Raw genomic sequence first — 26,263 nt, forward strand, 5'->3', positions numbered from 1 at the left:
AAGCCGTATCCTGTGCCGCCGTCGCAGCGATGGTGCTGCTCGGCGGATGCGGAGGCCAGACGCCGGTCCCGCAGTCACCGCCTGTCCAACAGCAGCACGCTCGGGGCGGTCAGGTCGCGCCGGGAACGGGAACAGGAACAGGAACAGGAACGGGATCTGACAGTGGTCAATCTGAGAGTGGTCAAGGCGATGAGCGGGAAACGGGGGGTGCAGCGGGGGAGTCGGCCCCACAGCGGATCTCCGTCCCGTCGCTCAACATCTCGTCCGCGCTTGTGCCGTTGGGGCGGAAGAAGGACGGAACGATGGAAACGCCCGCTGACCCTGACAAGGCGGGCTGGTACACGCCCGGACCGGCTCCCGGCGAAAAGGGCCCGGCGGTCATCGCCGGTCATGTCACCTGGAACGGAAAACCAGGGGTATTCCATCGGCTGTCCTCGTTGAAAGCCGGTGACACGATCGAGGTCGCACGGGCGGACGGGAAATCCGCGAAGTTCACCGTCAGCCGCATTGCCCAGTACCCGAAGAACAAGTTCCCCACCATCGAGGTCTACAAGAACATCGATCATGCGGGGCTGCGCCTTATCACGTGCGGCGGTCAGTACCGCGCGTCGCAGCACTACTACCCGGACAACGTGGTGGTCTTCGCCAAGCTGGCCGGGGCGGAATAGCAGCGCCACCGATCCGGACGGCCGGGCTCCGCCTGCCGGATGACCGGTACTGTGGCGTGCCGCGTTCGATCAACGCTTCGCCCGTGGCCAAGAAGGTGTTCGCCGAGCGTGGCCTGCTGCCCTCACCCATCTCGGCTGACTGCCAATGCGCGGGCGTCCCAGCGGGGCGCCCGCGCATCCTCACGATGCCCGGTAGGCGCCCCAGGCCGGCGCGGGACATATCTGGCGTGCGTCGGGCTTCTGTGACCGGGCGGGCTGCTGGACCGTGCAGGGTCCGGATCTCGGCCGTACGGGCTGGGCCCCACGACCGGCACGACCGGGCCACGAGGGGAGCGGAGGTTCGCCGGCAGGCGGCTGACGTGCCGCTTATGGCGCGGGCCGGGACGGAGCGGAACCGGAGTGCGGTCCGTAAGCGGTCAGGAAGTGGTTGCGGAAGGTGTCCATGCGCCAGACCGGTGCCTTCGGGCCGGGCCTGAGGCCGGGCGTCCAGTGCCAGTCGGAAATGCGCTTGAGCACCGCCGGGTCGTGGGCGACGAGCGTGACCGGGACGTCATGGCTCGCGTGATCGCCGGAGACCTTTGCGAGGGGCTGGTGGTCGCCGAGGAAGACGAGGACGGTGTTCTTGGTGCCGTACTTCTGCAGGTACGCGATGAGGCTGTGCAGCGAGTACTGGATGGACTTGCCGTACTCGGTGCGTACTTGGGCGGTGTGCCGCCAGACGTCCACGGGATTTTTGCCCGCTTTGTTGATGGCGTTGTAGACGGAGCCGTCACCGATCTCGTCCCAGCCGATCATCTTGGGGAGGGGTGCCCAGGGGTTGTGGCTGGAGGTGAGGATGACGAACGACATCAGCGGCTTCGGGTGCTGCCCGGCTCGTCGCCCGTCCTGCTCCTTGGCGTGCTTCCTGCCGTGTTCCAGGCGCTCGAAGGCCGACAGCGTGTACTGGTCAGGCATCGTTGACCAGCTGAATTTCGGGCCTTTGTAGCCGAGGTCCCGGGAGTCGTAGACGTGGTCGAGGCCGTAGAAGGATGCCTCCGGCCAGCCCTTGGTGAGACCCGGCATGATGCCGACCGTTCGCCAGGCGCCGGTACGTTTGAAGGCGTCGGTGAGCGTCAGGTGGTCGCCGGCGGTGAGGGTGCGGTAGCGCTGTTGGTTGTCTATCCACAGGCCCGACATGAACGTGGAGTGGCCCAGCCAGCTGCTCCCGCCATAGGTCGACGAGGTGAGCCAGCCGCTCCGTGCGGAGTACCCGGCCGCGCGCAGCCGTTTGGTCCCGTCCGCGAGGGCCGCGTCGACTCCCGGCGCCATCAAGGGGTCTTCGATGGCGCTGCGTCCGTAACTCTCGATGAACGTGAAGATGACGTCCTTGCCGCGCAGTCCGGTCAGCAGTTGGTCGCCCGGGGTGTTGCGGAACGCGTCGGCGGCGGCCTCTTTCGCGAACGCCTGCTCGTCCGCCAGGCTCGCCCGCACCTGTTGCGCACGGTTCTGTACGAGCCCGGCCGCGCTCTCTGCGGCGACCGGCACGCCGGCCACTTGCACGTCGAGCGCCGTACAGGCGACCCAGACGGTCCCCAGCACCAGGGTCGTACGGGTCGCGGTGGCGCTGTGCCGGGCCATGAGACTGCTGAGCCGGACGACCGCCAGAGTCATGAGGACGAGCAGGATGAGAACGACGGCCAGGGCTCCGATCGCGACACCGATCGCCTTTGCCCGGCCGATCGAGTCCTCGAGGAACGATTCGCCATCGCCGAGCAGGGGCCAGTCGAACACCGGGTTGAACCCTCGGCCGAGAGTCTCGTTGAAGCCGATGTCGAGGAGGTTCAGCACGGTCAGCAGGCCGAGACCGGCCCCGGCGACGGCAGACGCCACCCGCCTCGCCTTCGGTGGGAGGACGAGCAGCAGCGCGGCACCGAAGATGCCCTCCACGGGGATGCGCGCGAACTGACCGGGGGACAGGAGGCCGAGCTGATTCGGCAGGAGGAGGGCGAGGAGGATCAGGAGGGTGGAGAGGGCTGTGGTGGCGTGGGAGAGGGTCCGTGCGGTGGCCGGGTGACGGTCGCGCCAGGTGCTGCCACCTGCGGCGTCCGCACCCGCGGAGATATCGTCCGGGACCCGCTCTGGAGTGCCGTCCGGCGGCGGGCCCGCGTCCGTGCCGGGTCCGTCGGCTGGGACTGCCTCGTCCGCCGTAGCCGCCGAGTCCGCATTCGGCTGCTGTTGACAGCGCGTGGAGAGTGACAAAGCGAAGGTCCTTCCGTGCGGGCGCGGGGGTGGCACGGCAGACCAGACCTGCGAGGCCAGAGCCGCCGCTCCTGTCTATACGGCGGGGCGGTGGATTCCGTTCAATCGAGCGCCCTCGACGCCACCGTCCAGCGACAGATCCTTGACCGCATGGGCGCCCTCGTCCGCGAACACGGCGCGGCCGTCCTGCTAGTAACCGGGGACCTCGACGTCGCCGCCTACCGGGCCGGCCGGCCTGGCCGGGCCGACCAGATCGCGGCTGCTTCAAACGGTTGAAGCAGCGATCGACCACGTTGCGCCGCTTGTAGAGCTGCCTGTCGAAGGCCGCCGGGCGCCCGGTGCGGCTGCCGCGCCGGAGCCGGTTGCGGATCTGGTCGTTCCACGGGAGCCGGGCGAACGCCGGCTCGCCGGGCGCCCCTTCGGCCGGTGCGCACTCGCTGACCTGGTGGTCACGGCGTCAAGTCGAGGAATTCCCAGTGCGCTTGGGCTTGCGCGCCGCTGAGCCATTTCCCGCAGTTTTGCAGGACCGTGGGGCTTGAGGTGATGTGCTGGGTACCTGTGCCGAGATCACGCAGAAACCGGTCGATCGGCCCGCGCCGGATCGCCGCCGTCCCCGCCCATCGGTGCACCGTCTGCCCCACGTCCTGCACGGTCCACGTCGCGTGGTTGAGCGCCAGCCGGAGCAGAGTGTCCTGCTCGGTACTCGTCAAATCGCCTGCATCAAGGGTTTCTTCGATATCTCGCCATACCTCCATCGCCCACGCCCGTGCCGAACGCAGCTTGGCTTCGGCGGTCGCGTACTCCGCGTGGAACTGCGCGGTGTCGACGACGGCGTTACGTGTGCCGGATTTGGCCGCGGCGACCGACTTCATTTCATCGAGTAGACGCCGCCCGACACCGAACGCCCAGCCGGTGTGCCCGATTGCGGACATGTTGACCAATCCGAGGCGGTAGATCGCGCCGCCGTTGGCCGGGTCCGTCGTTGTCGCGAGATACGTGTGCGTCGCCGGGACGAGCACATCGGCGCAGTGGTAATCAATACTGTGCGTCGCACGCAGCCCGAGCACATCCCAGTTGTCGACGAGTTCCACCTGCGACTTCGGCATCGCCAGTACCCGCAGTTCACCGGTGCCCTCGACCTGGATCGCACTGTGGATATGGGTGGCGTGCGCCATACCGGAGGCGAACTGCCAACTACCGCTCACCAGATAGCCACCCTCCACCGGGACGGCGCGGCCGGGCCGGGTGCCGTGCCCGGACAACAACGCGTGGTCCCCACCCGCGACATCCGGGAACAATTCGGCCGCCGCAACGGCATCGAGATAGGCCGCAGTGGTGCCGGTCATCAACTGCAGCGCCATCATCGTCCAACCGGCCGCGGAATCGTGGTAGCTGAGCCGCTCGACCGTCTCTATCAATTGGCGCGGGGAGAACTCGTAGCCGCCGAGGCTCTGCGGCAGTGCGGCCCCCACGACCCCGGCACCCAGCAATGCGCGCGCGATGTCCTCGGTCAGTCTGCCGAGTTCTTCGGCCGCGTCCGCGTCCGCATCGAGCGCCCCGCCGAGTGCGTCAATCCGCTCGAGCATCGCGGGAAATTCCGGGCTGACATGCAATCCGATCGAGTCCGCCATGGATGGTTGCTCCTCGCTATCAGCATTGAGTCGGCGTCACCATAAGGAGGGAACCGTACCGTTCCTCGGTCTGCCCAAGGAATTTCCGTTCCGAGGAAGGGAGTTACGTCTCGATCCACGCTGTGAGCCGTCGTTCGAGCCGCGTAGGCGATCGAGGTCCGCTTGGACGACGGAACCGGCTATGCGCTGGCAGAGCATTTGGACGCACAGGTCGCCGCGCCGGATCCGTCGGCCGCACTGCTGCCCGCATTGGACCCGACCCGATGGCCTGGAGGGAGCGCGCGCCGACCCGGGTGGCCGGGCACCGCCACCTGTGCGCCCATGCCGGGGGCGAGGATGCGGAGGCAGATGTTTCCGTTGGTGGGAGGAGCCGGGGTCCGGCTCGAAGGTCCAGCCCAGCAGCGGGCCTCCTGCCGGAGGGGACGTGCGGTGTTCCGGAACCGCAGGAGCCCAATAGGGCACCGAATTCGCCCCGTACAGTGCCGAGTTCTCCCACAACCGGGCGGACGCGGCCCACGCGCTCACCCAGCCCGATGGCGAGCGGTTGAAGATCAACCGGGCGGTGGCCACGCCCTTCGACGAGAGGGCGTACTCCTTTCACGGCACCGTGACCGTCGCGGCCCTGCGCCTCTGGCCTTGTGCGTGACCCGCCAGACGGAACCTAGACGGGCAAGGCGAAGCGCTCTTTGAGGGCGTTCAGGCCGGTGGCGTAGATGGTGTCGCCGAAGTGCTTCTCGATCTCGGGGACGAGTTCGTCGGCGGCCTCGTACGTCGCGGCCCAGCGGATCTCGGCGCCCGCCTCGTGCGGGTGCACGGACAGCGTGGAGACGTAGTCGGAGACGGGGACGGCGGATTCATGGATGGTGTAACGGAGCATCCGGCGCGAGTCATCCTTCTCCAAGAGCCGTTCGCGGATGACCACTTGGCCGTCGACGGAGAACGCCTGTATCGCCCCGGGCGTCTCGGGATCGGCGCCGTCCTCGATCACTGACGGCGGCAGCAAGGGGTGCCAGTCGGCGAGGCCACCGAACTTGCCGATGATCTTCCAGACGGCATCGGGGTCGGCGGTGACGACGGCGGTGCGGGCGAGCGTGTGCACGGTCAGGCCTCCGGTGGCTTCGGATTGCGATTGACTTGATCGACTTCGGATTGCGATGACTGGAGGTGGTCTCTGATCCGCCGTTTTCCTGGACGGCTCACCACGTGCCGTCGCCGCGCAGTACGGCGTCGGCGCCGCCGTCGATGAAGACGACCTGGCCGGTGACCAGTTCGTTCTCGGGAGAGGTGAGCCAGGTCAGGAGGGGAGCGATCTGCGCCGGCTGGGCGTGGCCGTGGAGCGGCATGGGGACGGTTGTGTCGACGATCTCGCGCATGTCGGGGCTGGACAGCATGGGTTCGGTCATGGGGGTGACGACGGTTCCGGGGGCGATGGCGTTGAGGGGGATACCGGCGCCCGCCCAGTCGGCGGTGACGGCGGTGCGGCGTATCCATCGGGCGATGGCGGCCTTGGTCGAGCCGTAGATCGCATAGCCCTCTCCCCGGTCGACCGCGGCCTGGGCGGCGACCAGCGCTGCTTCCTCGTCGCCGGCGAGCGCTGCGTCGGCGATGGCCGTGTCGTGAGGGTGGATGGAGGCGACCGAGGCGATGACGACGGCGCGCGGGTCCGTGCCGGCGGCCAGCAGGGGGCGCAGCCCTTCCAAGGTGGCGACCGCGCCGAAGTAGTTGACGCTGACGGCGCGCGGTTCGAAACCGGCGAGGCCGGCGCCCGCGATCACGGCATCGAGCCGTCCACCGCTCAACTCGCCTGCGCGCTCGACCAGATGGGTCCGGCCATCGGGGGTGGCGAGGTCCGCGACGATATCGGCGTCCTTGAGGTCGGCGCCGATGACCGTGTGCCCTTGCTCCTTGAGCCGGGTGGCGGTGGCCTTGCCGATGCCGGAAGAAGCTCCGGTGATGAGGTAAGTGCGGGACATGGTCTGCTCCTTCGCTGATGTTGTACGTTCCCCGGTCGCTGATCACTGCGCGTTTCGGCCGTTGGCCGGACGCCACCGGTGGCCAATCGCCGGTCGCCAATCGCCAATCGCCGGTCGCCTGGCGACGGTCGTCGCTCACCGATCGGCAGTGGCCGGTCGTCGCGCGGCTGCACCGGCGCGCGGGCAGGCGGGGAGAGCGCGACGGCAGGGGCGTAGCGGCAAGTCGGGCACTGGCTGATCGACTCCTGATCAGGCGGTGATCAACGTACGCTTTTTCGGCACGACATGCCAAAAAATCTGTCTATGACGATAAAGGCCGAGGCGAAGCACGGCAAGGAGCGCACAAGGGCGGCAGCGGGGGGCCGTCCGTCCCTGACGGAACAGCGGCGCCTTCAGACGCAACTGGCCTGGCCTGTCGACTGGTCCGGGTCTCGGGGGCCGCCCCCGCCCTGACGATGCGCTGGCTCGCCGCAGGGCGGGAGATGCAGGAACGGCTCGCGCCCGCGTCGGCATCCCGTGCGCACGCGGCTGTCGACAGTCTCGAAGTGCGTCAGCAACGGCCGCGGCCACAACTTCCTCGGCCGCCAGGCCGTCCGCGCCACCCGCAACATCGCTGCCACACCGCACTCAACGGCAAGCGACCCATCAGCCGCGTGAACAACGAGGGTGGTAATGCCTCGCCACTGCCTGACGGTGTTGCGCTGCGGCGCTGCCTATAGACCTCGTGCACCGAAACGGGCCGCTGACTCTTCCCTCCCTGCCGGTCCTGGCGGGTGTGGCCACAGCAGCTGCTGCCGGCGACCCCTCAGCGGCACGTGATGAGGGGACCGGCCCAGTCGGCGTGGTCGGAGTTGTTGCCGTTGCCGCCGTCGGTGACCACGAGACGCATATCGGTGCCGCCGGTCAGGTCGGCGGTGAGGTGCTTCGCGGGTTGGTCGACCGTCATCAGCCCGCTGTCGGCGACCTTCGTGCCGTCCCGGTAGATCTGGAAGACCACTGAGCCGTTCGCGCCCACCTCGTCGTCGATGCCCACGTCCACGCTGAGGGCGGAGCAGGCGCCGCCGAGGTGGTAGGTGATCTCGCTGAAGGCGTGCGCCCCCAGTCCTTCGGTGTAGCTGGTTCCCTGGATGGTGAGGGGGTGTCCGTCGATGCTGCGATTCATCCCTACCGGCCCCCAGCCGTTCTTGCTGGAGGTCCACGGCCGGGCGCCCAATGCGGTGGTTCGGGCGGTCGACGGCTTGCCCTCGGAGCCCGGGTGCGTGGAGGGCGACGGCTTTGCCGACGACGAGGGCCGGGAGCTCGGATGCTTCGACGCCGTGGTGCGGGTGGGGGACGGGGAGCCCGTCGCTGTGCTGGAGGCGTTCGCCGAGCCGCTGGGCGAAGCCGTCGGCGGGTGGTCCGGAGTGGTGGCCGACGAGAGGCCGGACGGTCCAGGGCTGCCGGCCGAGGCGTCGTGGCGCGCCGTTCCGAGCAGGGTGCCGACGGATATGGCAACGCCGGCCAGGACGGTCACGGCACCGGCAAGCACGGCGATGCGCGCCGGTGAGAGTCGGGACACCTGGGCCGTGCGCGGTCCGGCGGACCGTTTCAGCGCCACGGGGCGCACGGCGACGGAGGGTTCGCCGTCGGTGGGGGACTCCCGGTCGCTGTCGGAGGCATCGGGGCCGCCCCCGGACTGGTTGGCCAGCCAGGAGTCGAAGCCATCGCGCAGCTCGGTGTTCCGGGAATTCTGGTGCCAGGCGGCGGCGGTGTGGCGGACCGCCGTCAGCAAGCTGTCCCGCCATGCCGCATCAGCCCCCTCTCCCGGCTCGGGGGAGTGCAGGACGCGGTCGATGGCTTCCTTCGCCAGGTCCGCTGCGGCTTGGGAGGATCTGGTGCAGGCGCGGGCGTAGGCCAGTACGGCGGCGTAGTGCCGGCGGTGGAACTCGTTGAGGGCTTCCTCGCCTGCCTCGGCTGCGCTGTTTGGAGTCGGCGCGTCATACGGAACAGCCGCCGCCTGGCGGCCGGTCCGGGCTGCTGCTCGAATGCGCTGGACCAGCTCGGTGTCGGAGGGCGCTGTCCCACCGACCGTGTCGAATTGCTCATGCATGAGTGGGCTACTGACCCTTCAATGTCCTGACGTTGAGTGAAAATACCGCAAGATGTGAACAGATGTGCTGGCGGCCCGGCGTAGTGATCGAGCCGGGGCGAAAATTGGATGCTGATGGGGCGTGACGTGACGTGACGTGGCGTGACATGACGAGGCCTTGGCCGCACCGACCGGGCCCGCCCCGCTCACTGCTCGGCCCCGGCAGTCGCGCATGCCGGCCGGCTGTACCCGAGGAGCCGGCGCAGGCCAGGGTGCGGGCTGATCGCGCTCCCCACGACATGGGCCACTCGCTGGCCGAAGGCTCCCGGTCCGGAGGTGCGGCGCCACGAAACCGCGCCGCCCCATGCCCCCTTGGATGCCGGTCGTTGACCGTCTGTGGGAATCCCAGAGCCCCAGAGCCCAGAGCCCCTCCCTACGAAACTTTGACGCCGAACGGTTGTACGTATCGGAACCGCACGCCCCGCCCCGGCAATCTTGATGACGTGATGTCAACTCTCCATCTGCGTACGCTCTTCGGGCAGCGTTCGCAGCACATGGTGATCTGCGGAAACGACGGGCTCGCGCACCGTCTGGCGGTGACTCTGGATGCTGTCTGCGGTGAGGCGGTCACCGTGGTGCTGCCCTCGGGGCGCGACGGGCACGCGCCGGAGATCGCCGCTCTGCATCGCGATCCGCAGTCGCCGGTCGAGCTGCTGGTGGCCACTCATCCGGACGAACAGACGCTGCGCGCCGCCGGGGTGGAGCGGGCGGCCGCGCTCGCGCTCACCTACCGTGACGACCAGGTCAACGTGACCGGCGCACTGCTCGCCCGCACTCTCAACCCGACGATCCGCCTGGTCATCCGGATGTACAACCGTGAACGAGGCGAGCACCTCGAACGTCTCCTGGACCGGGCCGTGTTGGCGCTCGGCCGGACCGACGACACGGCGCTGGACATGTCCACCACGGTGCTCTCCGACACCGACACCGCAGTACCCGAGCTGGTGTCCGCCGCCGCGGTCGGCCAGGGGCACACCCTCCAGGTCGAGGGGCAGGTCTTCCGCGGTGTCGTCCGCCCCGCACGCACCCCGCTCGGGTCGGCCGACCTGGCCACGCTGGCGGTACTGTCCGGCGCCCATCAGGACGACCCGGCGAGCGAGGACAGTCCCGAGACGCCGGGGGAGGAGGGCACCCAGCTGCTGCCCGACACCTTCACCGCGTACCACCGGCAGTTCACCCACGGCCGGCTGATGCTGGAGGAGGTCACCCACCACCACCCGCCCGAGGCCCCGCCCCGCGACCGGCGCAGCTACGGTGCCTGGCTGCGCGACCGGCTGGCGCATCTGCCCTGGAAGGTGTTCCTCTCCCGCGAAGTCCTCGCGGTCTTCGGCGCGCTGGCCGCGATCGTGGCGGTACTGACCGTCGCTACCGCGCTGGCCGAGCCCGGGCCGCTGTGGAAGTCGGTGTATCTGCCGCTGCTGGACATCTTCACCATGGGCGACCCGGCGACCAACGAGTCCCCGGCCCGCCGGGTACTCCAGCTGATCGCCGGTTTCGTCGGACTGGCCGTACTGCCGCTCGTGGTCGCCGCGACGATGAACGCCACCGACGCCTTCCGCAAAGCCTCCGTCGGACACCCGCCGGCCGAGGACCTGTCCGACCACATCGTGCTGGTCGGCCTCGGCAAGATCGGCACCCGCGTGCTGGCCCAACTGCGCACCACCGAGCACCAGGTGGTTGTCATAGAGCGCGATCCACAGGCGCGCGGCGTCGCACTCGCCCGCGAACTCGGCGTACCACTCCTGCTCGAAGACGCCGGTGCGCCCGGCGTCCTCGACCGCGCCCGGATCGGCCAGAGCAAATCGCTGCTGGTCCTCACCCGCGACGACGGCGAGAACCTCGACATCGCGATGGCCGCCCGCGAGAGCAACCCCCAAGTACGGGTCGTGATGCGGCTCTACGACGACGACTTCGCCGCCACCGTCTCCCGTACGATGCGCGCCTCCTACCCCGACGCCACCACCCGCAGCCGCAGCGTCTCGGCGCTCGCCGCGCCCTCCTTCGCTGCCGCCATGATGGGCCGTCATGTCCTGGGCGTCATGCCGGTGGAACGCGGCTCGCTGCTCTTCACCACCGTCGACGTGGCCGGCCACCCGGAATTGGAGGGCCGCTCCCTCCACCAGGCCTTCCGCGAGAACGAATGGCGGGTGCTGGCCATTGGCTCCGCGGTCGCGCAGCCTTCTCCCGCCTCGGGGGACACGCTCGGCGGCCTCCGTCTCGACCGGCCGGGCTTCGACTGGCGGCCCTCTCACGGCCGGATCCTGCGCGCGGGCGACCGGGTCGTGGTGGCATCGACCCGGCGCGGTCTGGACTTCCTGATGACGGGGGTGCCACCACACCCGAGGGGCCCACGCACCTGAGCGGCGCCGAAGGCGCATTACGACCTAGGGGGAAGTTGCGGGCGGGGCGTGCTCGCCCGGCGGGTTGGCTGGTGGGGGTGATCAGCCGGCGGGCTGTCGGACGGGTACAACTGCGCGACCTGGCCACCGGCCTGCCACCGCGCTGGTCACAAGCTGTCGTCGGCCGGTTACGCACCATGATTCGTTCGTCGGCGGCGGGCAAGGAGGCCGCCGAGCGTTGACTTCGCGGCCATCGAATCCGCTGGGCGGCAATCTGCAGCTTGCCCGATGCAGTCAAGCCGCCCGTCCGCGCTCGCGGACTGGGGGGTCACTGTGTGGGCGTTTCCGGTGTTCTTGCCGCCGAGGAGGTGGCGTCACCGAGCCGCGCAGCCGGTGCGGTACGGATCGAGCAGGCCCTCGGGATGCATCGGCGGCGGATGGGCAACTAAGGTGGACGTATATACCCATCGGGAGCTTGCAACGAGGGCGGAGGCTGTGTCGGCCGCCCCACGGCCTGAACGCATTACGGCACCTTTCAGCTCCCGCTCCGCTCTCCCTGCGTTTCTCGGATTTCCCAGGGAGCATTCCCATGGCTGGTCAAACCGCAACAATCGTCCTCGAGCCCGAGGCACAGGAGCTCGCCGACGCAACCTCACAACACCCGTTCCTCTTCGAGCTGGATCCGCCCGCAGCGCGCAAGGTTCTCGACGACCTCCAGGCCGCGCCGGTCGACAAGCCGCCGGTCGACGAGGAGTGGGTCACCGTTCCCGCGGCCGTGGGCGATGTTCGGGTACGCATCGTCAAGCCGCAGGGCGCCACCGGAACGCTGCCCGTCGTGTTGTACATGCACGGCGGTGGCTGGGTGCTGGGCAACGCCGGTACTCACGACCGCCTGGTGCGCGAGTTGGCGGTAGGTGCCCGTACGGCAGTGGTCTTCGTGGAGTACACGCCGTCGCCCGAGGCGCACTACCCCGTGGCCATCGAGCAGGGCTACGCCACCGCGCAGTGGATCGTCCGCGAGGGGGCGTCCAAGGGTTTGGACGCACAGCGCATGGCGGTGGCCGGGGAATCGGTCGGCGGGAACATGACCGCCGCACTCGCCCTCATGGCCAAGGAGCGCGGTGACGTCACGTTCGTACAGCAGTCGATGTACTACCCGGTCACGGATGCGGCCATGAACACCGGTTCCTACGATCAGTTCGCGACCGGGTACTACCTGAGCCGCGAGCTGATGGAATGGTTCTGGGACGCTTACACGACCGACCCGGAACAACGCGCGGAGATCACCGCGTCTCCCAATCAGGCCACCATGGAGCAGCTCTCCGGTCTGCCGCCCGCTCTGCTGATCGTCGACGAGGCCGATGTGTTGCGCGATGAGGGCGAGGCGTATGCCTCCAAGCTGCGAGCAGCCGGCGTTCCGGTGACCACGGTGCGCTACGACGGCACGGTCCACGACTTCATGATGCTCAACTCGCTGAGTCAGTCCAAAGCCGCCCGCGGAGCCATCGACCAGGCAACAGCGTTCCTGCGCAACGCCCTGGGAACCGCCCAGGCCTAGACTTTGCGGGTCCGGACGCCCCGCGTTCAACACAGACGGAGAAAGAGCAGCGGGTCCGAGCCTGGGCCACGCACGCGGTCCCCCCGGTTCCCGGGAGCCCTTCGAATCCGGCGCACACCGCAGCCTCCGGTGCCACGGTGTCGAGGAGAAGGAATGAGCGGCCTGCTCTCGGACATCCTCGAGGCGCACGGCGGCGTGAAGCGGTGGGAGCAGCTGACGACCGCGACGGCCACCATCGTCAGCGACGGCGAACTCTTCGCGGCCAAGGGCCTGCCTCAGGACCTCCGGCCGCGCCGCATGACACTCAGCTTGCACGAGGAACGTGCGTCGGTGAGCCCCTTCGGCGCCCCCGATCAGCACACCGACTTCACACCCGGCCGTACATCGATCATGCGGAGCGACGGCACGGTCGTGGCCGAGCGTCTCGACCCGCGCAAGTCCTTCTCGGGGCACGTCCTGGACACCCCCTGGGATCCACTGGACCGCGCCTATTTCAACGGCTACGCGCTGTGGACGTACCTGACCACACCCTTCCTCATGATCATGGACGGCATGACCGTCGAGGAAAAGGAACCCTGGACCGAGGAAAAGGAACCCTGGACCGAATCGCCGACCGAGCGCTGGCGCCATCTCCGGGTCACCTTCCCGGACGGCATCGCAAGCCACAGCACGGTCCAGGACTTCTACTTCGGGGATGACCTTCTGCTCAGACGGCACGACTACCACGTGGACATCGCCGGCGGCTTCGCGGCCGCCCAGTATGTCTCTGACATCGAGGAAGGGGACGGCATCAAGTTCCCGACCAGGCGTCGCGCGTATCGGCGCGGGCCCGACGGACGTCCCGACCACGATCACGTCATGGTGAGCATCGACCTGAGTGACGTGCACTTCTCATGACGTCCTCCGACGCACGGCGACGCCCATGGCGACGACGTCGACATCGGCACGGCCTGCATGTCCATGGCGCTCAGACCTGAACAAGTGCGAGCCTGAAGAGCCGCCGAGACGGGAGGTTCAAGCTGCGATGAGAGCGCGTCGCTGAGCGATGTCTTCGTCCGCCCCCGATCTCTTCGTTCGCCCCCGATGTCTTCGTCCGCGCCCGATGGCCGACGATCGGCATCGAGCGGCGCCGGCCCCGCCGGTCCGCACCAAGGCCACGGCCGAGAGCCAGATCGCCGCCCTGTGGCGCCCTGCGGCGGCTGGACGCGGCCCTGCGGGAGAAGACCTTCCGGAAGATCCTCTATGAATCAGCGGCCCGAGCCGACGAGATCCTGTGCCTGAACGTGGAGGACCTGCACCCGCAGGACAAACGCGGCAAGTTCACTGCCAAGGGCGCCCCTCACCAAGAGCTGCCGCCGACCGGCTCAGCCCGACCGGCTCAGCAGCAGCGCATATCCGCTTCGGCTTTGCTGAAGTCGCCTGTCGCGAACGCCTGCACCGGGATCGTGAAGTACATCGTTCCGGCGTCGCCCCAGCCCCAGCCGAGCTCCGCGTCCCCTGCGAGTTGGAGCAGATGGATCGCGGGACCGTCGGCGTCGCGGTTGGTCACCGGGGACGCGTACGAGGTGTCGGGCCAGCCGAAAGCGCAATGACTGCCGGCGGTGCTCGCGTCGAGGTCGCCCATCGCGTTGAGGATGAGTGAGGGCGCCCCCCAGTGCTCGCTCCTGTCGAATTCGACGTCGTCGTTCTCGACGTCCCAGCAGTCCGGGAGCATGGTCACCTCGGTCGCGTGGACGGGGGTGGCCGGATAGCTCCGCGCCGGTTCGGGGGCGGCTGTCTCGACCGCCCGTGCCGGATCGGCGGCAATCACGCAACCCGCCTGCGGCGACAGGTCCAGATGCCGGTACTCCTCGTACGGCACGTCCGGATCGAGAGAGAAGAAGTTCAGCAGGCCCGGCCGCGTGGGCAGTTGGTCGCCGAGCCATGGGGCGAGGGCGTCGGTGTCCAGTACGGCGTGCAGAGACAGCGGCAAGCCGCCGAGTTCGGGCCAGGGGGTGCCCGGTTCGAGTAGGGCAGGGCCACCGAGGCGGCATCGGCCGGTGGCTTGGGACCTGTCCGTTGGAGGGGCCAGTTGGAAGCCGCGGCGGGCCATGGCCGCGAACTGCCGGCCGGCCTTCTCGCCGAGCCGTTCGATGCATATGCGGTGCATGCCGGCAGGGTCGTCGAATTGCATAGCGCTATCTTCCCGGAAGACAGGGCCTCAGGGTTGCTCGGGGGCAGGTGCGACCGTCAGGACGATCTTCCCGGTGGTGTGGCCGCTCTCGCCCAACGCATGTGCCTGGGCGGCCTGTTCGAGGGGGAACGCCGCGTCGACGATCACCCGCAGGTGGCCGTCCTCGACCAGGGCGCTGATCTCGCGCAGCCCCTGCTGGTCGGGTTCGACGAGCATGAACACCGCTTGTACCCCGGCTTTCTCAGCCTGCTGGCGGGGGAAGGTGTCGTCCGGCGGCAGCAGGGAGATGAGGATGCCGCCCCGGCGCAGGGTGCGCAGGGAGCGTGTCCAGTTGGGTCCGCCGATGCTGTCGAGGGCGACATCGACGTCGCGGACGGTGTCGGCGACGTCCTGGGTGCGGTAGTCGATGAGCTCGTCGGCGCCGAGCGTGCGCAGCAGGTCGTGCTTGGCGGCGCCGGCGGTGGCGATGACGTACGCGCCGCGGGCCTTGGCGATCTGCACGGCCAGGTGACCGACACCGCCGGCCGCGGCGTGGATCAGCACGCGCTGCCCCGGCTGGACATGAGCGGTGTCGACCAGGGCCTGCCAGGCGGTGAGCGCGGCCAGCGGCATGGCGCCGGCCTGGAGGGGGTCGAGGCCGCGTGGGCGCGGGGCGAAGTGGCGCGCCGGTGCCGTGACGTACTCGGCATACGCGCCCGCCGGGTGCGGGAAGCGAGGCATCCCGAACACCTCGTCGCCGGGCTGGAAGATCGTCACGCCGGCGCCGACGGCCTCGACGGCTCCGGCCACGTCGAAGCCGAGGGTGAAGGGAGGCGTCGCTCCGGTGGCGAACACGCCGCGCTCGCGGGTCTTCCAGTCGGCGGGGTTCACGCCCGCCGCGCGCACACGGACCAGGATCTCGCCCCGGCCCGGCTCCGGTCGCTCGGTCTCGACGACTTTGAGGACGTCGGGGGCGCCGGCCCGGTCCTGGGACACGGCGCGCATGGTCGAAGGGGCGGTGGTGGTGGGCTGGGGCATGAGGGCGTTCCTTCTCCGGGGGCGTATCGGGTTCTCGTGCCGGTGGTCCCGACATGGCCCAAGACTGGCTGGTCGGCAGCGCCCCCGGTGGTGGCGTGATGGCCATGTGTTGAAAGGATCTGGCCATGCATCGTGTTGGCGTTCTGGCCCTGGACGGCGTCGTTCCCTTCGAGCTCGGCATCCCCGCCCGTATCTTCAACGCCGCCCGTGACAGGGACGGCAACCCGCTGTACTCCGTGGCCACCTGCAGCCTGGACGGCGGTTCCGTGCGCGCCGAGGGCGACTATGGCCTCGCCGTCTCCCACGACGCCTCGCTGCTGGCCACCGTCGACACCATCGTCGTCCCGCCCTCGCACCGACTGGGACCGATCCGGGAAGAGGGCCGTCTGCCCCGCCCGCTGCGTCACGCCCTGACCGCCATCCGCCCCGGAACGAGGATCGTCGCGATCTGCACCGGCACGTATGTCCTGGCCGCCGCCGGCCTGCTCGACGGCCGTCCCGCCACCACCCACTGGCGCGAAGCCGACCGGCTGCAGCGGATGTTCCCCAGAGCCCGCATCGACCCCGACGTCCTCTACGTCGACGATGGCGATGTCCTCACCTCCGCCGGGGTCGCCGCGGGCATCGACCTGTGTCTGCACCTCGTCCGCCGCGACCATGGCAGCCACATCGCCAATGAGGTCGCCCGGTCCTGCGTCGTGCCGCCATGGCGCGACGGCGGCCAGGCCCAGTACATCCAGCGCCCCGTCCCCGATCCGTCCACCGGCAGCACGGCCACCACCCGGGCATGGGCCATGCAGCACCTGGCCGAACCGCTCACCCTGGCCGACCTCGCCGCCCACACCAACATGAGCGTCCGCACCTTCAGCCGCCGCTTCCGCGACGAAGTCGGCACCACGCCCGGACAGTGGCTCACCCGGCAGCGCGTCGACCTCGCACGCCACTTCCTGGAGACCACCGACTGGCCGATCGACCTGGTCGCCCACCGGGCCGGATTCGGCACAGGCGCCTCCCTGCGCCAACACCTCCAGGCCACCATCGGTGTCAGCCCCCAGGCGTACCGCCGCACCTTCCGCCCCCACCAGGCAGCGGGCTGACCGGAGGTTCGCATGGCCCAGCGATGCGCTGTCTGAGGCGCTTGACGGCCTAGAGGCTTGAGGGGCGCGGCAGCCGAAGTTGCCCGGGTCGGGCCCTTGCCGCGATGCTGTCGGTCAACCGACCGAGAAGGAGACGTGATGCCGTACGTCGAAGCATCGGTGCGCCGCCGCCAGCTGGTGGCGGCCGCCCGCGCCGCCCTGGCGCGGGACGGGGTGCCCGGGACCTCCTTGCGTGCGGTCGCCGCCGAGGCCGGGGTGTCCCTCGGCACGATGCAGTACGTCTTCCCCTCGAAGGAGCTGCTGCTGCGTGCGGTGATCGAGGACGTGGTGAACGAGATCGCGGAGGTCCTCCGTGGCGCCGCCGATCTGGGGAAGGGGCTGGAGCACGCCGTGCGCCGGGCCCTCGCGGAGTTCTGGTCGCAGCTGGTCGCCGGAAGCACGGACCTGCAGGTCATGCAGTACGAGCTGACCACCTACGCATTGCGCGCCGCGGGCCAGGAGAGCCTGGCCCGCTGGCAGTACGAGCGGTACTGCGCGGTCGTCGCCGAATGGTGCCAGCAGGCCGCCCAGGACGCCGGCGAGACCTGCGCGGTGCCGTTCGCCCGCCTCGCCCGGGTCGTCGTCGCGAGCCTCGACGGGCTCATCCTGCAGTACGTGTGCGACCCCAACGACACGCGGGCGCGGGAGGACCTCGACGCGATCGCCGAGATGATCGTCTCGCTGGCCGGGGTGCGGCGGAGCGCCTAGCGGGTGGCGGCGCTGCCGACCGGTCCACACTCCTCACTCGGTCGCCCGTATCAATTCCGCCATCTGAACCCTTGCCGCGAGCTGAACGCGGGGCTACCGTTTCCGAGGATTCAGTCAAACGACTGACTTATCCGGAGGGTGCGGGATGGGTGACGTCGACGTTGTCGTGGTGGGCGCCGGGCTGGCGGGGCTGAGCGCTGCACGGTCCCTGGTGGCGGCGGGCCGGACCGTGACCGTACTGGAGGCCCGCGGCAGGGTCGCCGGCCGCACCTTCGGAGGCTTTCTCAGCAACGGGGTTCCGGTGGAGCTCGGCGGTCAGTGGGTCGGCCCCACGCAGGACGTGGTGCTCGAGCTGATCGAGGAGCTGGGCCTCGAGACCTTCCCCAGCTTTGACGAGGGCGAGGCCCTGACCGTCTACGACGGCAAGGCCGTCCGGTACGCGGACGAGACCTTCGGCCTTCCCCTGGAGACGGCCGTGGAGGTCGGCCGGCTGTGGGAGCAGTTGGAAAACTTGGCCTCGACGGTGCCGACGGAAGCGCCGTGGACGACCGAGGGCGCCGAGGAGCTGGACCGGCAGACGCTGGACGGCTGGCTCGTCGCGAACACCGAGGACGGCGTCGCGCGACGGTTCTTCCGTCTGCTGGTGCCGTCCTTGTTCTCCGCGGAATCCCCCGAACTCTCCCTGCTGCACTTCCTGTTCTACATCAGGTCCGGCACGAGTCTGCAGACGCTCGTCGCCACCACGGGCGGCGCTCAGGAGCGCCGCGTGGTCGGCGGCACCCACCGGATCAGCGAGCGGATGGCTGCCGAGCTGGGGGACGTGGTCCGGCTGAACGCTGTGGTCCGGACCATCCGGCAGAAGGAGGACGGCGTCGTCGTCGACTTCGAGGGAGGAAGTGTCACGGCCCGTCGTGTGGTCGTCGCCGTTCCCCCGACGCTGGCGGGCCGGCTGCGCTACGTCCCGGCACTGCCCCCACTCCGCGACGGACTGACCCAGCAGATGCCCGCGGGATCGGTCATCAAGTTCCACGTCGGCTACGACACGCCGTTCTGGCGCGCGGACGGTCTGAACGGCCTCGTCCTCAGCGTCGACGACGCGTTCGGCGTCGTCCTCGACAACTCCCCGCAGGACGCCTCCTGCGGCGTGCTCGTCGGCTTCCTCGAAGGCGCCCACGCGCGCAAGGCCGGTCTGCTGACCGTCGCGGAGCGCCGCGAGCTCGTCGTCGGAGCCCTGGTGAAATACTTCGGCCCCGAGGCGGCCCATCCGTTCGACGTCGTGGAACAGGACTGGAACGCCGAGGAGTTCACCCGAGGCTGTTACGGCGGCCGGCTCGGCGCCGGTGCCTGGACCCAGTACGGAACCGCCCTCTCCGCACCGGTCGGCCGCATCCACTGGGCCGGCGCCGAGACGTCCGCGACCTGGAACGGCTATATGGACGGTGCGATTCGCTCGGGCCGCCGCGCCGCGGACGAGATCATCGCCGAGCTCTCCTGACACCCGTCCGACAGCATCTGACCCCCGTCCGACACCTTCCCGACCGTGAGCGAGACCGCGATCATGACGAACAAGCCTGCCGTAGTCAGCCCCGACACAGTCAGCCCCAGCCCCGACACAGTCAGCCCCGACACAGACATCGACGCCATCGTCGCGCGACTCGCCTCCGGGGAGGACGCCTGGGCAGGGACCGCCCTCGCCGAGCGGCGCGAGCTGCTGCTCGAAGTGGGCGCCGCGGTGTCCGCCGTGGCCGACGAATGGGTCCGGATCGCGTCCGGGATCAAGGGCCTGGACCCCGCGTCGCCGCTGGTCGGAGAAGAGTGGATCAGCGGCCCGTACGCCATGATCACGTACGTTCAGGCGCTCCAGGACACCCTGCGGCGCCTGGACGAGGGATCCGACGTCCTGGCCGACTGCCGGGTCGGCCCGGCTCCGGGCGGCAGGCTCGCCGTCCAGGTCCTCCCGTACAACACCTTCGACAAGCTGCTCCTGAACGGATTCCACGCCGAGGTCTGGACGACACCGGGCACCACCGAGCACGACCTCCGGGCCAAGGCCGGCCTCGGACAGAGGACGCCGGAGGACACCCACGGCGTGGCCCTGGTCCTCGGCGCCGGAAATATCCTCTCCATATCTCTCCTGGACGTGCTGTATCAGCTCTACGCCGAGAACCGCACCGCCGTGCTCAAGCTGAACCCCACCACCGACCCTCTGGCCGACGTCCTCCGGGCGGTCTTCAAGCCGATGGCCGACCGCAATCTGGTCGAGGTCGTCACCGGCGGACCGGAGGTCGGCGGGGCGCTCGCGAACCACCCCGGCATCTCCGCCGTCCACATGACCGGCAGCGAAGCCACGCACGACGCGGTGGTCTGGGGGACGGGTGACCAGGCGGCGGCCGCCAAGGCGTCCGGTACACCGAAGCTGGACAAGCCGATGACCAGTGAACTCGGCGGTGTCGCCCCGGTCATCGTCCTTCCCGGCGAGTGGTCCGCGGCGGACCTGCGCTTCCAGGCCGAGCACGTGGCCACCCAGCGCCTGCACAACAGCGGCTGCAACTGCATCGCCGGCCAGATCGTCATCCTCAGCTCCGACTGGCCCCAGAAGGATGCCTTCCTCACCGCGCTCCGCCGGGCGCTGGCCGACGCGCCCGCCCGCCCGGCCTGGTACCCCGGCTGCGAGAACCGGGTGCGGTCCGCCCGTACCCTTCACCCCGCTGCCGAAGAGGTCGGCGGCACCCCGGAGCGAACCCTCCTCACGGGCCTGGACCTCACCGACGCGAACGAGTCCGCCTTCTCGACCGAGTACTTCGGCCCGGTACTCGGAGTCGCCGAACTGCCCGGCACCGGCGCCGACTTCCTCGACGCCGCGGTCGCGGCCGCCAACGACCGCCTCCACGGGACCCTGGGCGCCAACCTCATCGCCCACCCCCGGACGATCAAGTCGCTCGGACACCGTCTCCGCGCGGCCGTCGCCGACCTCCGCTACGGCACCATCGGCGTCAACGCCTGGACCGGCGTCGGGTACCTCACCCCTCGCGCCACCTGGGGCGCCTTCCCCGGACACACCCTGGAGGACGTGCAGAGCGGCATCGGTGTCGTCCACAACGCCCTGCTGCTCGCGGACACCGAGCGCACGGTCGTCACGGGACCCTTCCGGCCGGCACCACGCTCGGTCCTGCACGGCGAGACGTCCATCTCCCCGAAGCCGCCCTGGTTCGTCACCAACAGGACCGCCGCGCGCACCGGCCGACTCCTCACCGCATTCGCCGCCCGACCGCGGTGGCAGGCACTGCCCGCCATCTTCGCCTCCGCCGTGCGCGGCTGAAGCACGGACCAGGCGGGTGGTGACCGCTCCGCGATGCCACTCAACGTCCGGCCTCTCAGCGGGCGTCAATCCAGCCCCTCCCGCCTCCGGTCCGTGGCATGCTGGGCCCATGTCCAGCGCACAAGATCACGTCCGGGTGCGGCGGAGCTACGACACCGTGGCCGGCGAATACCGGGACCGCATCGGGGGAGAGCTCGCGCACAAGCCGCTGGACCGTGCACTCCTCGCGGCGCTCATCGAGGAGACGGACCACGGCGCGCCGATCGCGGACCTGGGGTGCGGACCCGGCCACGTCACGGCGTGGCTCGCCGACCGCGGCGTCCGGTCGGTCGGGATAGACCTCTCCCCGGCGATGGTCGCGCTCGCCCGCCGCGAACGCCCTCGGGCGGAGTTCCGCGAAGGCGACCTCCTGCGCCTTCCCGCAGCCGACGCCGAGTTCGGCGCGGCCATCGCGCTCTACTCGGTCATCCACCTCGAACCGTCCGAACTGCGCCCCGCCTTCGAGGAGATGCGGCGCGTCCTGCGACCGTCCGGCCTGCTCCTGCTCGCCTTTCACCTCGGCGCCGAGGTGCGGCACCTGACCGAGTGGTGGGGACACCAGGTCGACGTCGCCTTCCACTTCTTCGAGAACGCAACCGTCACCGAGGCACTCCAGGCCGCCGGCTTCACCGTGGAGGCACAGCTGGAGCGCACGCACTACCCCCAGGAGGCCGAGACCCGGCGCGGGTACGTCCTGGCCCGCCGCGTCCCCTAGCTTGGGGTCGTCTTCATGTGATCTCGGGCGGTGGATCACCTGTCGCTGGGGCCGCCGGCGGTCGGCAGCGGATGGAGTGCGACGGCACCGGCAACCGGGTGACGCCGCCCCACGTCCAAATCGGCCGGCTGCAGGAGCAGATCCGCCCGGAGGCAGCGGCCGGCGTGCCCGGAGGGACAAACGGCGGTGTGCAGGTGCCGTGCCCCTCCGGGTAGTGGGGAGTCAGCCGGTCTGCAGCGCTGCGTCGTCGATGACGAAGCTGGTCTGGAGGCTGGCGTCTTCGGTGGCGGTGAAGGTCAGGGTGATCTGCTGTCCGATGTAGGGGGTCAGGTCCACGGTGCGCTGGGTGTAGCCGGTCGCGGCGTCCGTGTTGGAGAGGGTCGTCAGGGTGGTGTTGCCCACCTTGACTTTGAAAGTGTCGTAGGCGACGCGGTCGGTCTCGTCGGTGTCGATGTGCAGCCAGTAGGTCAAGGTGGCTTTGGCGCACCCGGAGGGCAGGGTCACCGACTGGCTGAGGGAGTCGGTCGCGGAGGAGCCGTAGCCGCCGAGCCAGGCGAAGCGGCTGCCGCTGTGGGCGGACTGACCCGAGTGGGCACCGATCGTGCCGGTGTCACCCGTCCAGGGTGCGGTGCCGTTCTCGAACCCTCCGTTGGCGAGGAGCTGTTGGCCGGTGCAGCTTCCGGTCCCCTTGACCGTCAGGGTGAAGGTCGTGCTGTGGGCGACGGATCCGGTGCCGGTGAGCGTGAGGGGGTAGGTGCCGGGGGCCGTGCTCGGCGCCGTGGCGACGGTCATGGTGGAGCTGCCGCCGGAGGTCACCGAGGCGGGGCTGAAGGAGACGGTGACGCCCGCCGGGGCGCCGGATGCCGACAGCTTCACGGTCTGGGCGGAGCCCTTGGTGGTCGCCGTCGAGACCGTGCCGGTGACCGTGCCGCCCGGGTCGACGCTGCCCGTGGCGGGGGCGACAGCCAGGGAGAAGTCGTTCGCGGGGGTGGAATTGGCGACGGCGAGCTTCCAGAGGGTGTAGGCGATGCCGTCCACGCTGCGGTTCAGTCCGGTGCTGTTGATGTTGCTGGTGGTGTCGCAGGACTGGTGATAGCAGGAGTCGTAGGCGCGATTGGCCGTGCCGCCCCATTTGGCCGCCTGTGCGGAGGTCTTTCTCGCGCCGGCTCCCATCGCGTACCCGGAGGTCGCGATGCCCGCCTGCTCGAAGGAGTAGTCGTCGGAGCGGCCGGCGCCCTCGGTGTTCTCCTCCGGCTGGAGGCTGAGGGAGTCCCAGTACGCCTTCATCGGCTGGGCGGCGGCGGAGTTGATGTGGTTGATGAAGTAGCCGCCGTTGGTCGAGGCGATCATGTCGAAGTTGTAGTACGCCTTGATCTTTGAGCGCTCGGTGGCGGACAGGGAACTGACGTAGAAGTCGGAGCCGTTGAGGCCCTGTTCCTCGTCCGTCCACCAGCCGAAGCGGACCCGGGCCGCCATGGCGGGGTTCTGCTCCGCGAGGGTGAGAGCCGTCTCCAGCAGTGCGGCCGAGCCGGAGCCGTTGTCGTTGATGCCGGGTCCGGCCCCGACGCTGTCGAGGTGGGAGCCGAACATGTACACCGTGCCGGCGTCACCCTGGGGCCATTCGGCGATCAGGTTGGGTCCGGCGCCGGTGGCGCAGCCGGAGGTGCAGGGCTGCTCGGTGACCGTGTAGCCGGCCGCCTGGAGCTTGTTCTTGACGTAGGCGACGGAGTCCCGGTAGCCCTGGCCGCTGGATTTGCGGGTGCCGCCGTTGCGGGTCGCGATGGCGTTCAGCTCGGTGAGATGTGCCTGGACCTTGGCCACGTCGATGTCCGGGGCGTCGCCGACCGCGGCCCTGCCGACGACGGGTGGGGTGGTGGCCGGTTGCGCCTGCGGTGCGGCCGCTGCCGTGGGTGCTGCGGGCAGCACCGCCGTTCCGAGGGTGATGGCGAGCGATACACCGGCCACCGCGAGTCTTCGTAACACCATGGCTCCTTGAGGGGGTAGCGAGTTCGCCGACGGAGGTTCTGGTGGAACGCCGGGTCGGGGCAGCGTCCTGTCGTCGTCCTGCTGTCGTTGACGAGGTGGGGCTTGGCACGGCAGGCGGACGACATACCGATGACCGAGGACGACATGTCCATGACCGAGCCGCCGTACCATCACATCGCGACAGGCGCGGCGTCAACGGAAGTTCCCACGCGGAGCGGTGTTTGTCGGAAAATGGCAGGCGCCGCCCGATATCCGGGCACCGGAGGTCCTGTTGGACGCCGCCCCGGCCACCGGGCGTCGGTGGAGAAGGCGATCGAGCCGAGGAGGGGGAGAGGTTACGGGGTGTGGCCGGCGGTCGAGTGCTGCGCTGCTTCGCCGGCCGGTCGGCGCCTCATCGGGATCTCGAAGTGCACGGTGGCGACGCCCGGACCGTGCTCGCCCGTGGTGCGGGCGTCGAACACCTCCTCGGCCATGCTCCGCCAGAAGGCTTCCGTGCCCTCGACGTTGACGTTGGTGTGGAGGTAGATGCGTTCGTATCCGGGTGTGTCCGCGATGATGTCGCAGGCTGTGTGGACCAGGGTGCGGGCGAGCCCTCGGCGTCGGTGTTCGGGGTGTACGTATACGCGGACCAATTGGGCGGTGGTTCCCGACGGGTAGCGTTCGGCCAGCCGGCGTGGGTGCGGCGGGTGGGCCGGGCCCGCGGACCGTACTCCGGTCGTGGCGACCACTTCGCCGTCGTGGACGGCCACGAGGAGCAGGTGACGGGGGTCGTCGAGGTAGGTGCCTTCGATGTCCACCACGTCGTGGTGCCAGCGGGGTACGTATCCGTATCCGAACTCGCGGTACAGGGTGTCGAGCATGACGCGGCGGGCGGGGTCCACGTCGGCAGGTGTCGCGGGGCGCACGGTGTATCCGTGGTGCGCGGTCTCGGGCATGGGTCTCTCCTGTTCGGCAGGCGTTGGTGATTTTCAAGAAACGGAGACTTGTCGCCTCCGCGTTCACGGCACTTTCGGCAGTCCGGGGCCGGTGCAGTGCACGTCCGTCTTCGGAGGCGTGCCGTTGACGAGGTAGGCGGCCGCGGTGTCGTCCACGCATGCGTTGCCCCGGCTGGCGAACACGCCGTGCGAGTAGTCGTTGTCGAGCGTGACCAGGCGCGAGCCGGGCAGTAGTCGGCGCAGGCTGCGCGCGCCCTCGATGGGGGTGACGGGGTCGTGCGCGGAGGCCACCAGCAGCACGGGTGGGGCGTCGGGGCTGCCGAGCGGGGTGCGGTGGGCCGGCTTGTGGTGCCAGTAGGCGCAGGTGGACGCCTCCATGCCGGTCAGGACCGGCTGCGGGTCGAGTCGGCGGGTGCGGTGGATGTCCGCCAGGATGCGGCGGGGTGCGGGGGCGGGGGAGTCGGCGCACTTGACGGCACGGTTCGCCGCTTCGTAGTTACGTGAGTCGGGGCCGTCGAAGGCGGTGGCGGGGCGGAGTCCGTCGGGGCGTCCGTCGTGCAGGTAGTCGCGCAGGCCCTCGGCGAGGCCGGCCCAGCGTTCGGTGCGGCCCAGTGCGCGGTAGACGGTGCGGTCGAACTCGGCGGGCCCGAAACCGTCCAAGGGATGCGCGGTGAGGTCGTGGCGTACGCGCAGATAGGCCCGGCGCGCGGCGTCCGTGCTCCCGCCGAGGCCGAAGCGTTCCGCGTGGGCGGCGGTCCAGGCGAAGAAGATGTCGCGCTGCCGCAGCAGTGCGCGGCTCTGGATGACGTCGAAGTCGTACCAGTCCCAGGGGCCGACCACGCTGTCGAGAACCATGCGGCCCACGCGGTGCGGGAACCGGGCGGCGTACGCGGCGCCGAGGTAGCTGCCGTAGGAGACTCCGAGGAAGCTCGTCCGGCGTTCGCCGAGGGCGGCACGGATGGCGTCCATGTCCCGCGCCGTCTGTTCCGTGGACAGGTGGGGCAGCGTTTCGCCGGCGCCCGCGGCGCAGTCGTCGGCCATGTTCCGTAGCGATGTGAGGTAGTTCTTCTCCGTCGGCGCGTCTACGGGTACGGGGTTCGCCCCCGGGCTGGTGAAGAGGCCGCCCATCGGGCCGCAGTTCACCGGAGCGCTCTGTCCGACGCCACGAGGGTCAAAGCCGATGACGTCGTACGCGCGTCGCACGCTCTCGGGGAGTTTGGCCCGCTTCGTGACCGCGTAGGAGAGTCCGGAGCCGCCCGGTCCGCCCGGATTCACCAGCAGGATGCCGCGCCGCTCGGTGGGGGAGCCCGATGCGCGTACCCGCGAGACGGCCACCTCGATGTGCGGTCCCCGGGGATGGTGCCAGTCGAGCGGCACCCGGAGCCGTCCGCACTCGACGTGTTCCGGGGCCGGTGGGTTCGGCAGGGGGGCGGGGCACGCGCCGAAGCGCAGGGGGGACGTCGGGGTGGCGGCCTGGATCGGGGCGGCGGGCGCGAGGGTGGCGGCGGTCAGCAATGCGCACAGCAGGGCGGTGCGGCGCAGGGGAGGGGGCACGGGGCCTTCCTGGAGGTTCGGCGAACAAGGGGGCGGCAAAGGACTGCCCACGAGATGACAATGAAAATGATTATCGTTAATGTTCTCGCCAGGCAACCCGGACCCCTTCCACGGGGGGGCGCGCTGGGCTGTCCCATGTCTGAATT

20 protein-coding genes and 2 pseudogenes are annotated in these 26,263 nt (G+C 69.7%); 11 read left to right on the top strand and 11 right to left on the bottom strand.

The features are described 5' to 3' along the window. Window positions 1-29: 29 nt before the first annotated feature. Complete coding sequence (locus tag AC5677_RS37070; RefSeq protein WP_497196899.1) at window positions 30-668, top strand: class F sortase; 639 nt, start codon at window positions 30-32, stop codon at window positions 666-668. A 366-nt stretch (window positions 669-1,034) separates the two neighbouring features. On the opposite strand, the gene AC5677_RS37075 is transcribed toward AC5677_RS37070, so the two are convergent. Beyond that, the gene (locus AC5677_RS37075; protein WP_497192274.1) at window positions 1,035-2,906 is read right to left on the bottom strand and encodes an alkaline phosphatase family protein; all 1,872 of its coding nucleotides are present in this window, start codon (window positions 2,904-2,906) and stop codon (window positions 1,035-1,037) included. A 90-nt stretch (window positions 2,907-2,996) separates the two neighbouring features. Here AC5677_RS37075 and AC5677_RS37080 point away from each other — a divergent pair, with 90 nt between their 5' ends. Then, the gene (locus AC5677_RS37080) at window positions 2,997-3,182 is read left to right on the top strand and encodes a hypothetical protein (protein WP_497192275.1); all 186 of its coding nucleotides are present in this window, start codon (window positions 2,997-2,999) and stop codon (window positions 3,180-3,182) included. On the opposite strand, the pseudogene AC5677_RS37085 reads toward AC5677_RS37080, so the two are convergent. Both AC5677_RS37085 and AC5677_RS37090 read right to left on the bottom strand, forming a co-directional pair. Beyond that, window positions 3,157-3,282: pseudogene (locus AC5677_RS37085) on the bottom strand (IS5/IS1182 family transposase); the annotation flags it as partial. The gene AC5677_RS37080 and the pseudogene AC5677_RS37085 overlap by 26 nt on opposite strands. Window positions 3,283-3,355: 73 nt before the next feature. Next, a complete protein-coding gene (locus AC5677_RS37090) occupies window positions 3,356-4,537 on the bottom strand; it encodes an acyl-CoA dehydrogenase family protein (protein ID WP_497192276.1) in 1,182 nt (393 codons plus the stop codon). A 541-nt stretch (window positions 4,538-5,078) separates the two neighbouring features. On the opposite strand from AC5677_RS37090, the pseudogene AC5677_RS37095 reads away from it, so the two are divergent. Beyond that, window positions 5,079-5,183: pseudogene (locus AC5677_RS37095) on the top strand (IS5/IS1182 family transposase); the annotation flags it as partial. Window positions 5,184-5,198: 15 nt separating this feature from the next. On the opposite strand, the gene AC5677_RS37100 reads toward AC5677_RS37095, so the two are convergent. From AC5677_RS37100 to AC5677_RS37110, 3 genes are all read right to left on the bottom strand, one after another. After that, window positions 5,199-5,636, bottom strand: coding sequence for an SRPBCC family protein (locus AC5677_RS37100; protein WP_497192277.1), 438 nt, complete (start codon window positions 5,634-5,636; stop codon window positions 5,199-5,201). A gap of 97 nt (window positions 5,637-5,733) precedes the next feature. Next, complete coding sequence (locus AC5677_RS37105; protein ID WP_497192278.1) at window positions 5,734-6,510, bottom strand: SDR family oxidoreductase; 777 nt, start codon at window positions 6,508-6,510, stop codon at window positions 5,734-5,736. A gap of 805 nt (window positions 6,511-7,315) precedes the next feature. Then, window positions 7,316-8,599, bottom strand: coding sequence for an NPCBM/NEW2 domain-containing protein (locus AC5677_RS37110; protein WP_497192279.1), 1,284 nt, complete (start codon window positions 8,597-8,599; stop codon window positions 7,316-7,318). A 485-nt stretch (window positions 8,600-9,084) separates the two neighbouring features. On the opposite strand from AC5677_RS37110, the gene AC5677_RS37115 reads away from it, so the two are divergent. From AC5677_RS37115 to AC5677_RS37125, 3 genes are all read left to right on the top strand, one after another. Then, window positions 9,085-10,998 carry an NAD-binding protein gene (locus AC5677_RS37115; protein ID WP_497192280.1) on the top strand — a complete coding sequence of 638 codons (1,914 nt, stop codon included), beginning with the start codon at window positions 9,085-9,087 and terminating at the stop codon, window positions 10,996-10,998. A 568-nt stretch (window positions 10,999-11,566) separates the two neighbouring features. Continuing rightward, the gene (locus tag AC5677_RS37120; RefSeq protein WP_497192281.1) at window positions 11,567-12,535 is read left to right on the top strand and encodes an alpha/beta hydrolase; all 969 of its coding nucleotides are present in this window, start codon (window positions 11,567-11,569) and stop codon (window positions 12,533-12,535) included. A gap of 153 nt (window positions 12,536-12,688) precedes the next feature. Next, window positions 12,689-13,432: a hypothetical protein gene (locus AC5677_RS37125; protein WP_497192282.1), complete on the top strand. Its 744-nt coding sequence runs from the start codon at window positions 12,689-12,691 to the stop codon at window positions 13,430-13,432. 481 nt (window positions 13,433-13,913) lie between these two features. Here the strand turns inward: AC5677_RS37125 and AC5677_RS37130 are convergent, their stop codons facing one another. Both AC5677_RS37130 and AC5677_RS37135 read right to left on the bottom strand, forming a co-directional pair. Next, window positions 13,914-14,684: a DUF1963 domain-containing protein gene (locus AC5677_RS37130; RefSeq protein ID WP_497192283.1), complete on the bottom strand. Its 771-nt coding sequence runs from the start codon at window positions 14,682-14,684 to the stop codon at window positions 13,914-13,916. Between the two features lie 51 nt (window positions 14,685-14,735). Continuing rightward, the gene (locus AC5677_RS37135; RefSeq protein WP_497192284.1) at window positions 14,736-15,725 is read right to left on the bottom strand and encodes an NADP-dependent oxidoreductase; all 990 of its coding nucleotides are present in this window, start codon (window positions 15,723-15,725) and stop codon (window positions 14,736-14,738) included. 125 nt (window positions 15,726-15,850) lie between these two features. Between AC5677_RS37135 and AC5677_RS37140 the strand changes: the two genes are divergently transcribed. From AC5677_RS37140 to AC5677_RS37160, 5 genes are all read left to right on the top strand, one after another. Further along, a complete protein-coding gene (locus tag AC5677_RS37140; RefSeq protein WP_497192285.1) occupies window positions 15,851-16,822 on the top strand; it encodes a GlxA family transcriptional regulator in 972 nt (323 codons plus the stop codon). Window positions 16,823-16,960: 138 nt separating this feature from the next. After that, a complete protein-coding gene (locus AC5677_RS37145; protein ID WP_497192286.1) occupies window positions 16,961-17,569 on the top strand; it encodes a TetR/AcrR family transcriptional regulator in 609 nt (202 codons plus the stop codon). Window positions 17,570-17,714: 145 nt separating this feature from the next. Continuing rightward, a complete protein-coding gene (locus AC5677_RS37150; protein ID WP_497192287.1) occupies window positions 17,715-19,064 on the top strand; it encodes a flavin monoamine oxidase family protein in 1,350 nt (449 codons plus the stop codon). Between the two features lie 45 nt (window positions 19,065-19,109). Next, window positions 19,110-20,888, top strand: a complete 1,779-nt coding sequence (locus AC5677_RS37155; RefSeq protein ID WP_497192288.1) for an aldehyde dehydrogenase family protein — start codon at window positions 19,110-19,112, stop codon at window positions 20,886-20,888. A 109-nt stretch (window positions 20,889-20,997) separates the two neighbouring features. Beyond that, window positions 20,998-21,642, top strand: a complete 645-nt coding sequence (locus AC5677_RS37160; RefSeq protein ID WP_497192289.1) for a class I SAM-dependent methyltransferase — start codon at window positions 20,998-21,000, stop codon at window positions 21,640-21,642. A gap of 222 nt (window positions 21,643-21,864) precedes the next feature. Here the strand turns inward: AC5677_RS37160 and AC5677_RS37165 are convergent, their stop codons facing one another. From AC5677_RS37165 to AC5677_RS37175, 3 genes are all read right to left on the bottom strand, one after another. Then, window positions 21,865-23,628, bottom strand: coding sequence for a M28 family peptidase (locus AC5677_RS37165; RefSeq protein WP_497192290.1), 1,764 nt, complete (start codon window positions 23,626-23,628; stop codon window positions 21,865-21,867). Window positions 23,629-23,963: 335 nt separating this feature from the next. Beyond that, a complete protein-coding gene (locus AC5677_RS37170; protein WP_497192291.1) occupies window positions 23,964-24,563 on the bottom strand; it encodes a GNAT family N-acetyltransferase in 600 nt (199 codons plus the stop codon). 63 nt (window positions 24,564-24,626) lie between these two features. Next, window positions 24,627-26,117, bottom strand: a complete 1,491-nt coding sequence (locus AC5677_RS37175) for an alpha/beta hydrolase (RefSeq protein WP_497192292.1) — start codon at window positions 26,115-26,117, stop codon at window positions 24,627-24,629. Between the last annotated feature and the right edge of the window lie 146 nt (window positions 26,118-26,263).

The organism is Streptomyces sp. JLSY215 (assembly GCF_059682825.1).

What these genes read in the sequence shown, in the direction of transcription:
- AC5677_RS37070 (WP_497196899.1), top strand. Translation starts at nt 30, where the DNA reads ATGGTGCTGCTCGGCGGATGCGGAGGCCAGACGCCGGTCCCGCAGTCA.
- AC5677_RS37090 (WP_497192276.1), bottom strand. Translation starts at nt 4,537, where the DNA reads ATGGCGGACTCGATCGGATTGCATGTCAGCCCGGAATTTCCCGCGATG.
- AC5677_RS37105 (WP_497192278.1), bottom strand. Translation starts at nt 6,510, where the DNA reads ATGTCCCGCACTTACCTCATCACCGGAGCTTCTTCCGGCATCGGCAAG.
- AC5677_RS37110 (WP_497192279.1), bottom strand. Translation starts at nt 8,599, where the DNA reads ATGCATGAGCAATTCGACACGGTCGGTGGGACAGCGCCCTCCGACACC.
- AC5677_RS37115 (WP_497192280.1), top strand. Translation starts at nt 9,085, where the DNA reads ATGTCAACTCTCCATCTGCGTACGCTCTTCGGGCAGCGTTCGCAGCAC.
- AC5677_RS37120 (WP_497192281.1), top strand. Translation starts at nt 11,567, where the DNA reads ATGGCTGGTCAAACCGCAACAATCGTCCTCGAGCCCGAGGCACAGGAG.
- AC5677_RS37125 (WP_497192282.1), top strand. Translation starts at nt 12,689, where the DNA reads ATGAGCGGCCTGCTCTCGGACATCCTCGAGGCGCACGGCGGCGTGAAG.
- AC5677_RS37130 (WP_497192283.1), bottom strand. Translation starts at nt 14,684, where the DNA reads ATGCACCGCATATGCATCGAACGGCTCGGCGAGAAGGCCGGCCGGCAG.
- AC5677_RS37135 (WP_497192284.1), bottom strand. Translation starts at nt 15,725, where the DNA reads ATGCCCCAGCCCACCACCACCGCCCCTTCGACCATGCGCGCCGTGTCC.
- AC5677_RS37140 (WP_497192285.1), top strand. Translation starts at nt 15,851, where the DNA reads ATGCATCGTGTTGGCGTTCTGGCCCTGGACGGCGTCGTTCCCTTCGAG.
- AC5677_RS37145 (WP_497192286.1), top strand. Translation starts at nt 16,961, where the DNA reads ATGCCGTACGTCGAAGCATCGGTGCGCCGCCGCCAGCTGGTGGCGGCC.
- AC5677_RS37150 (WP_497192287.1), top strand. Translation starts at nt 17,715, where the DNA reads ATGGGTGACGTCGACGTTGTCGTGGTGGGCGCCGGGCTGGCGGGGCTG.
- AC5677_RS37160 (WP_497192289.1), top strand. Translation starts at nt 20,998, where the DNA reads ATGTCCAGCGCACAAGATCACGTCCGGGTGCGGCGGAGCTACGACACC.
- AC5677_RS37165 (WP_497192290.1), bottom strand. Translation starts at nt 23,628, where the DNA reads ATGGTGTTACGAAGACTCGCGGTGGCCGGTGTATCGCTCGCCATCACC.
- AC5677_RS37170 (WP_497192291.1), bottom strand. Translation starts at nt 24,563, where the DNA reads ATGCCCGAGACCGCGCACCACGGATACACCGTGCGCCCCGCGACACCT.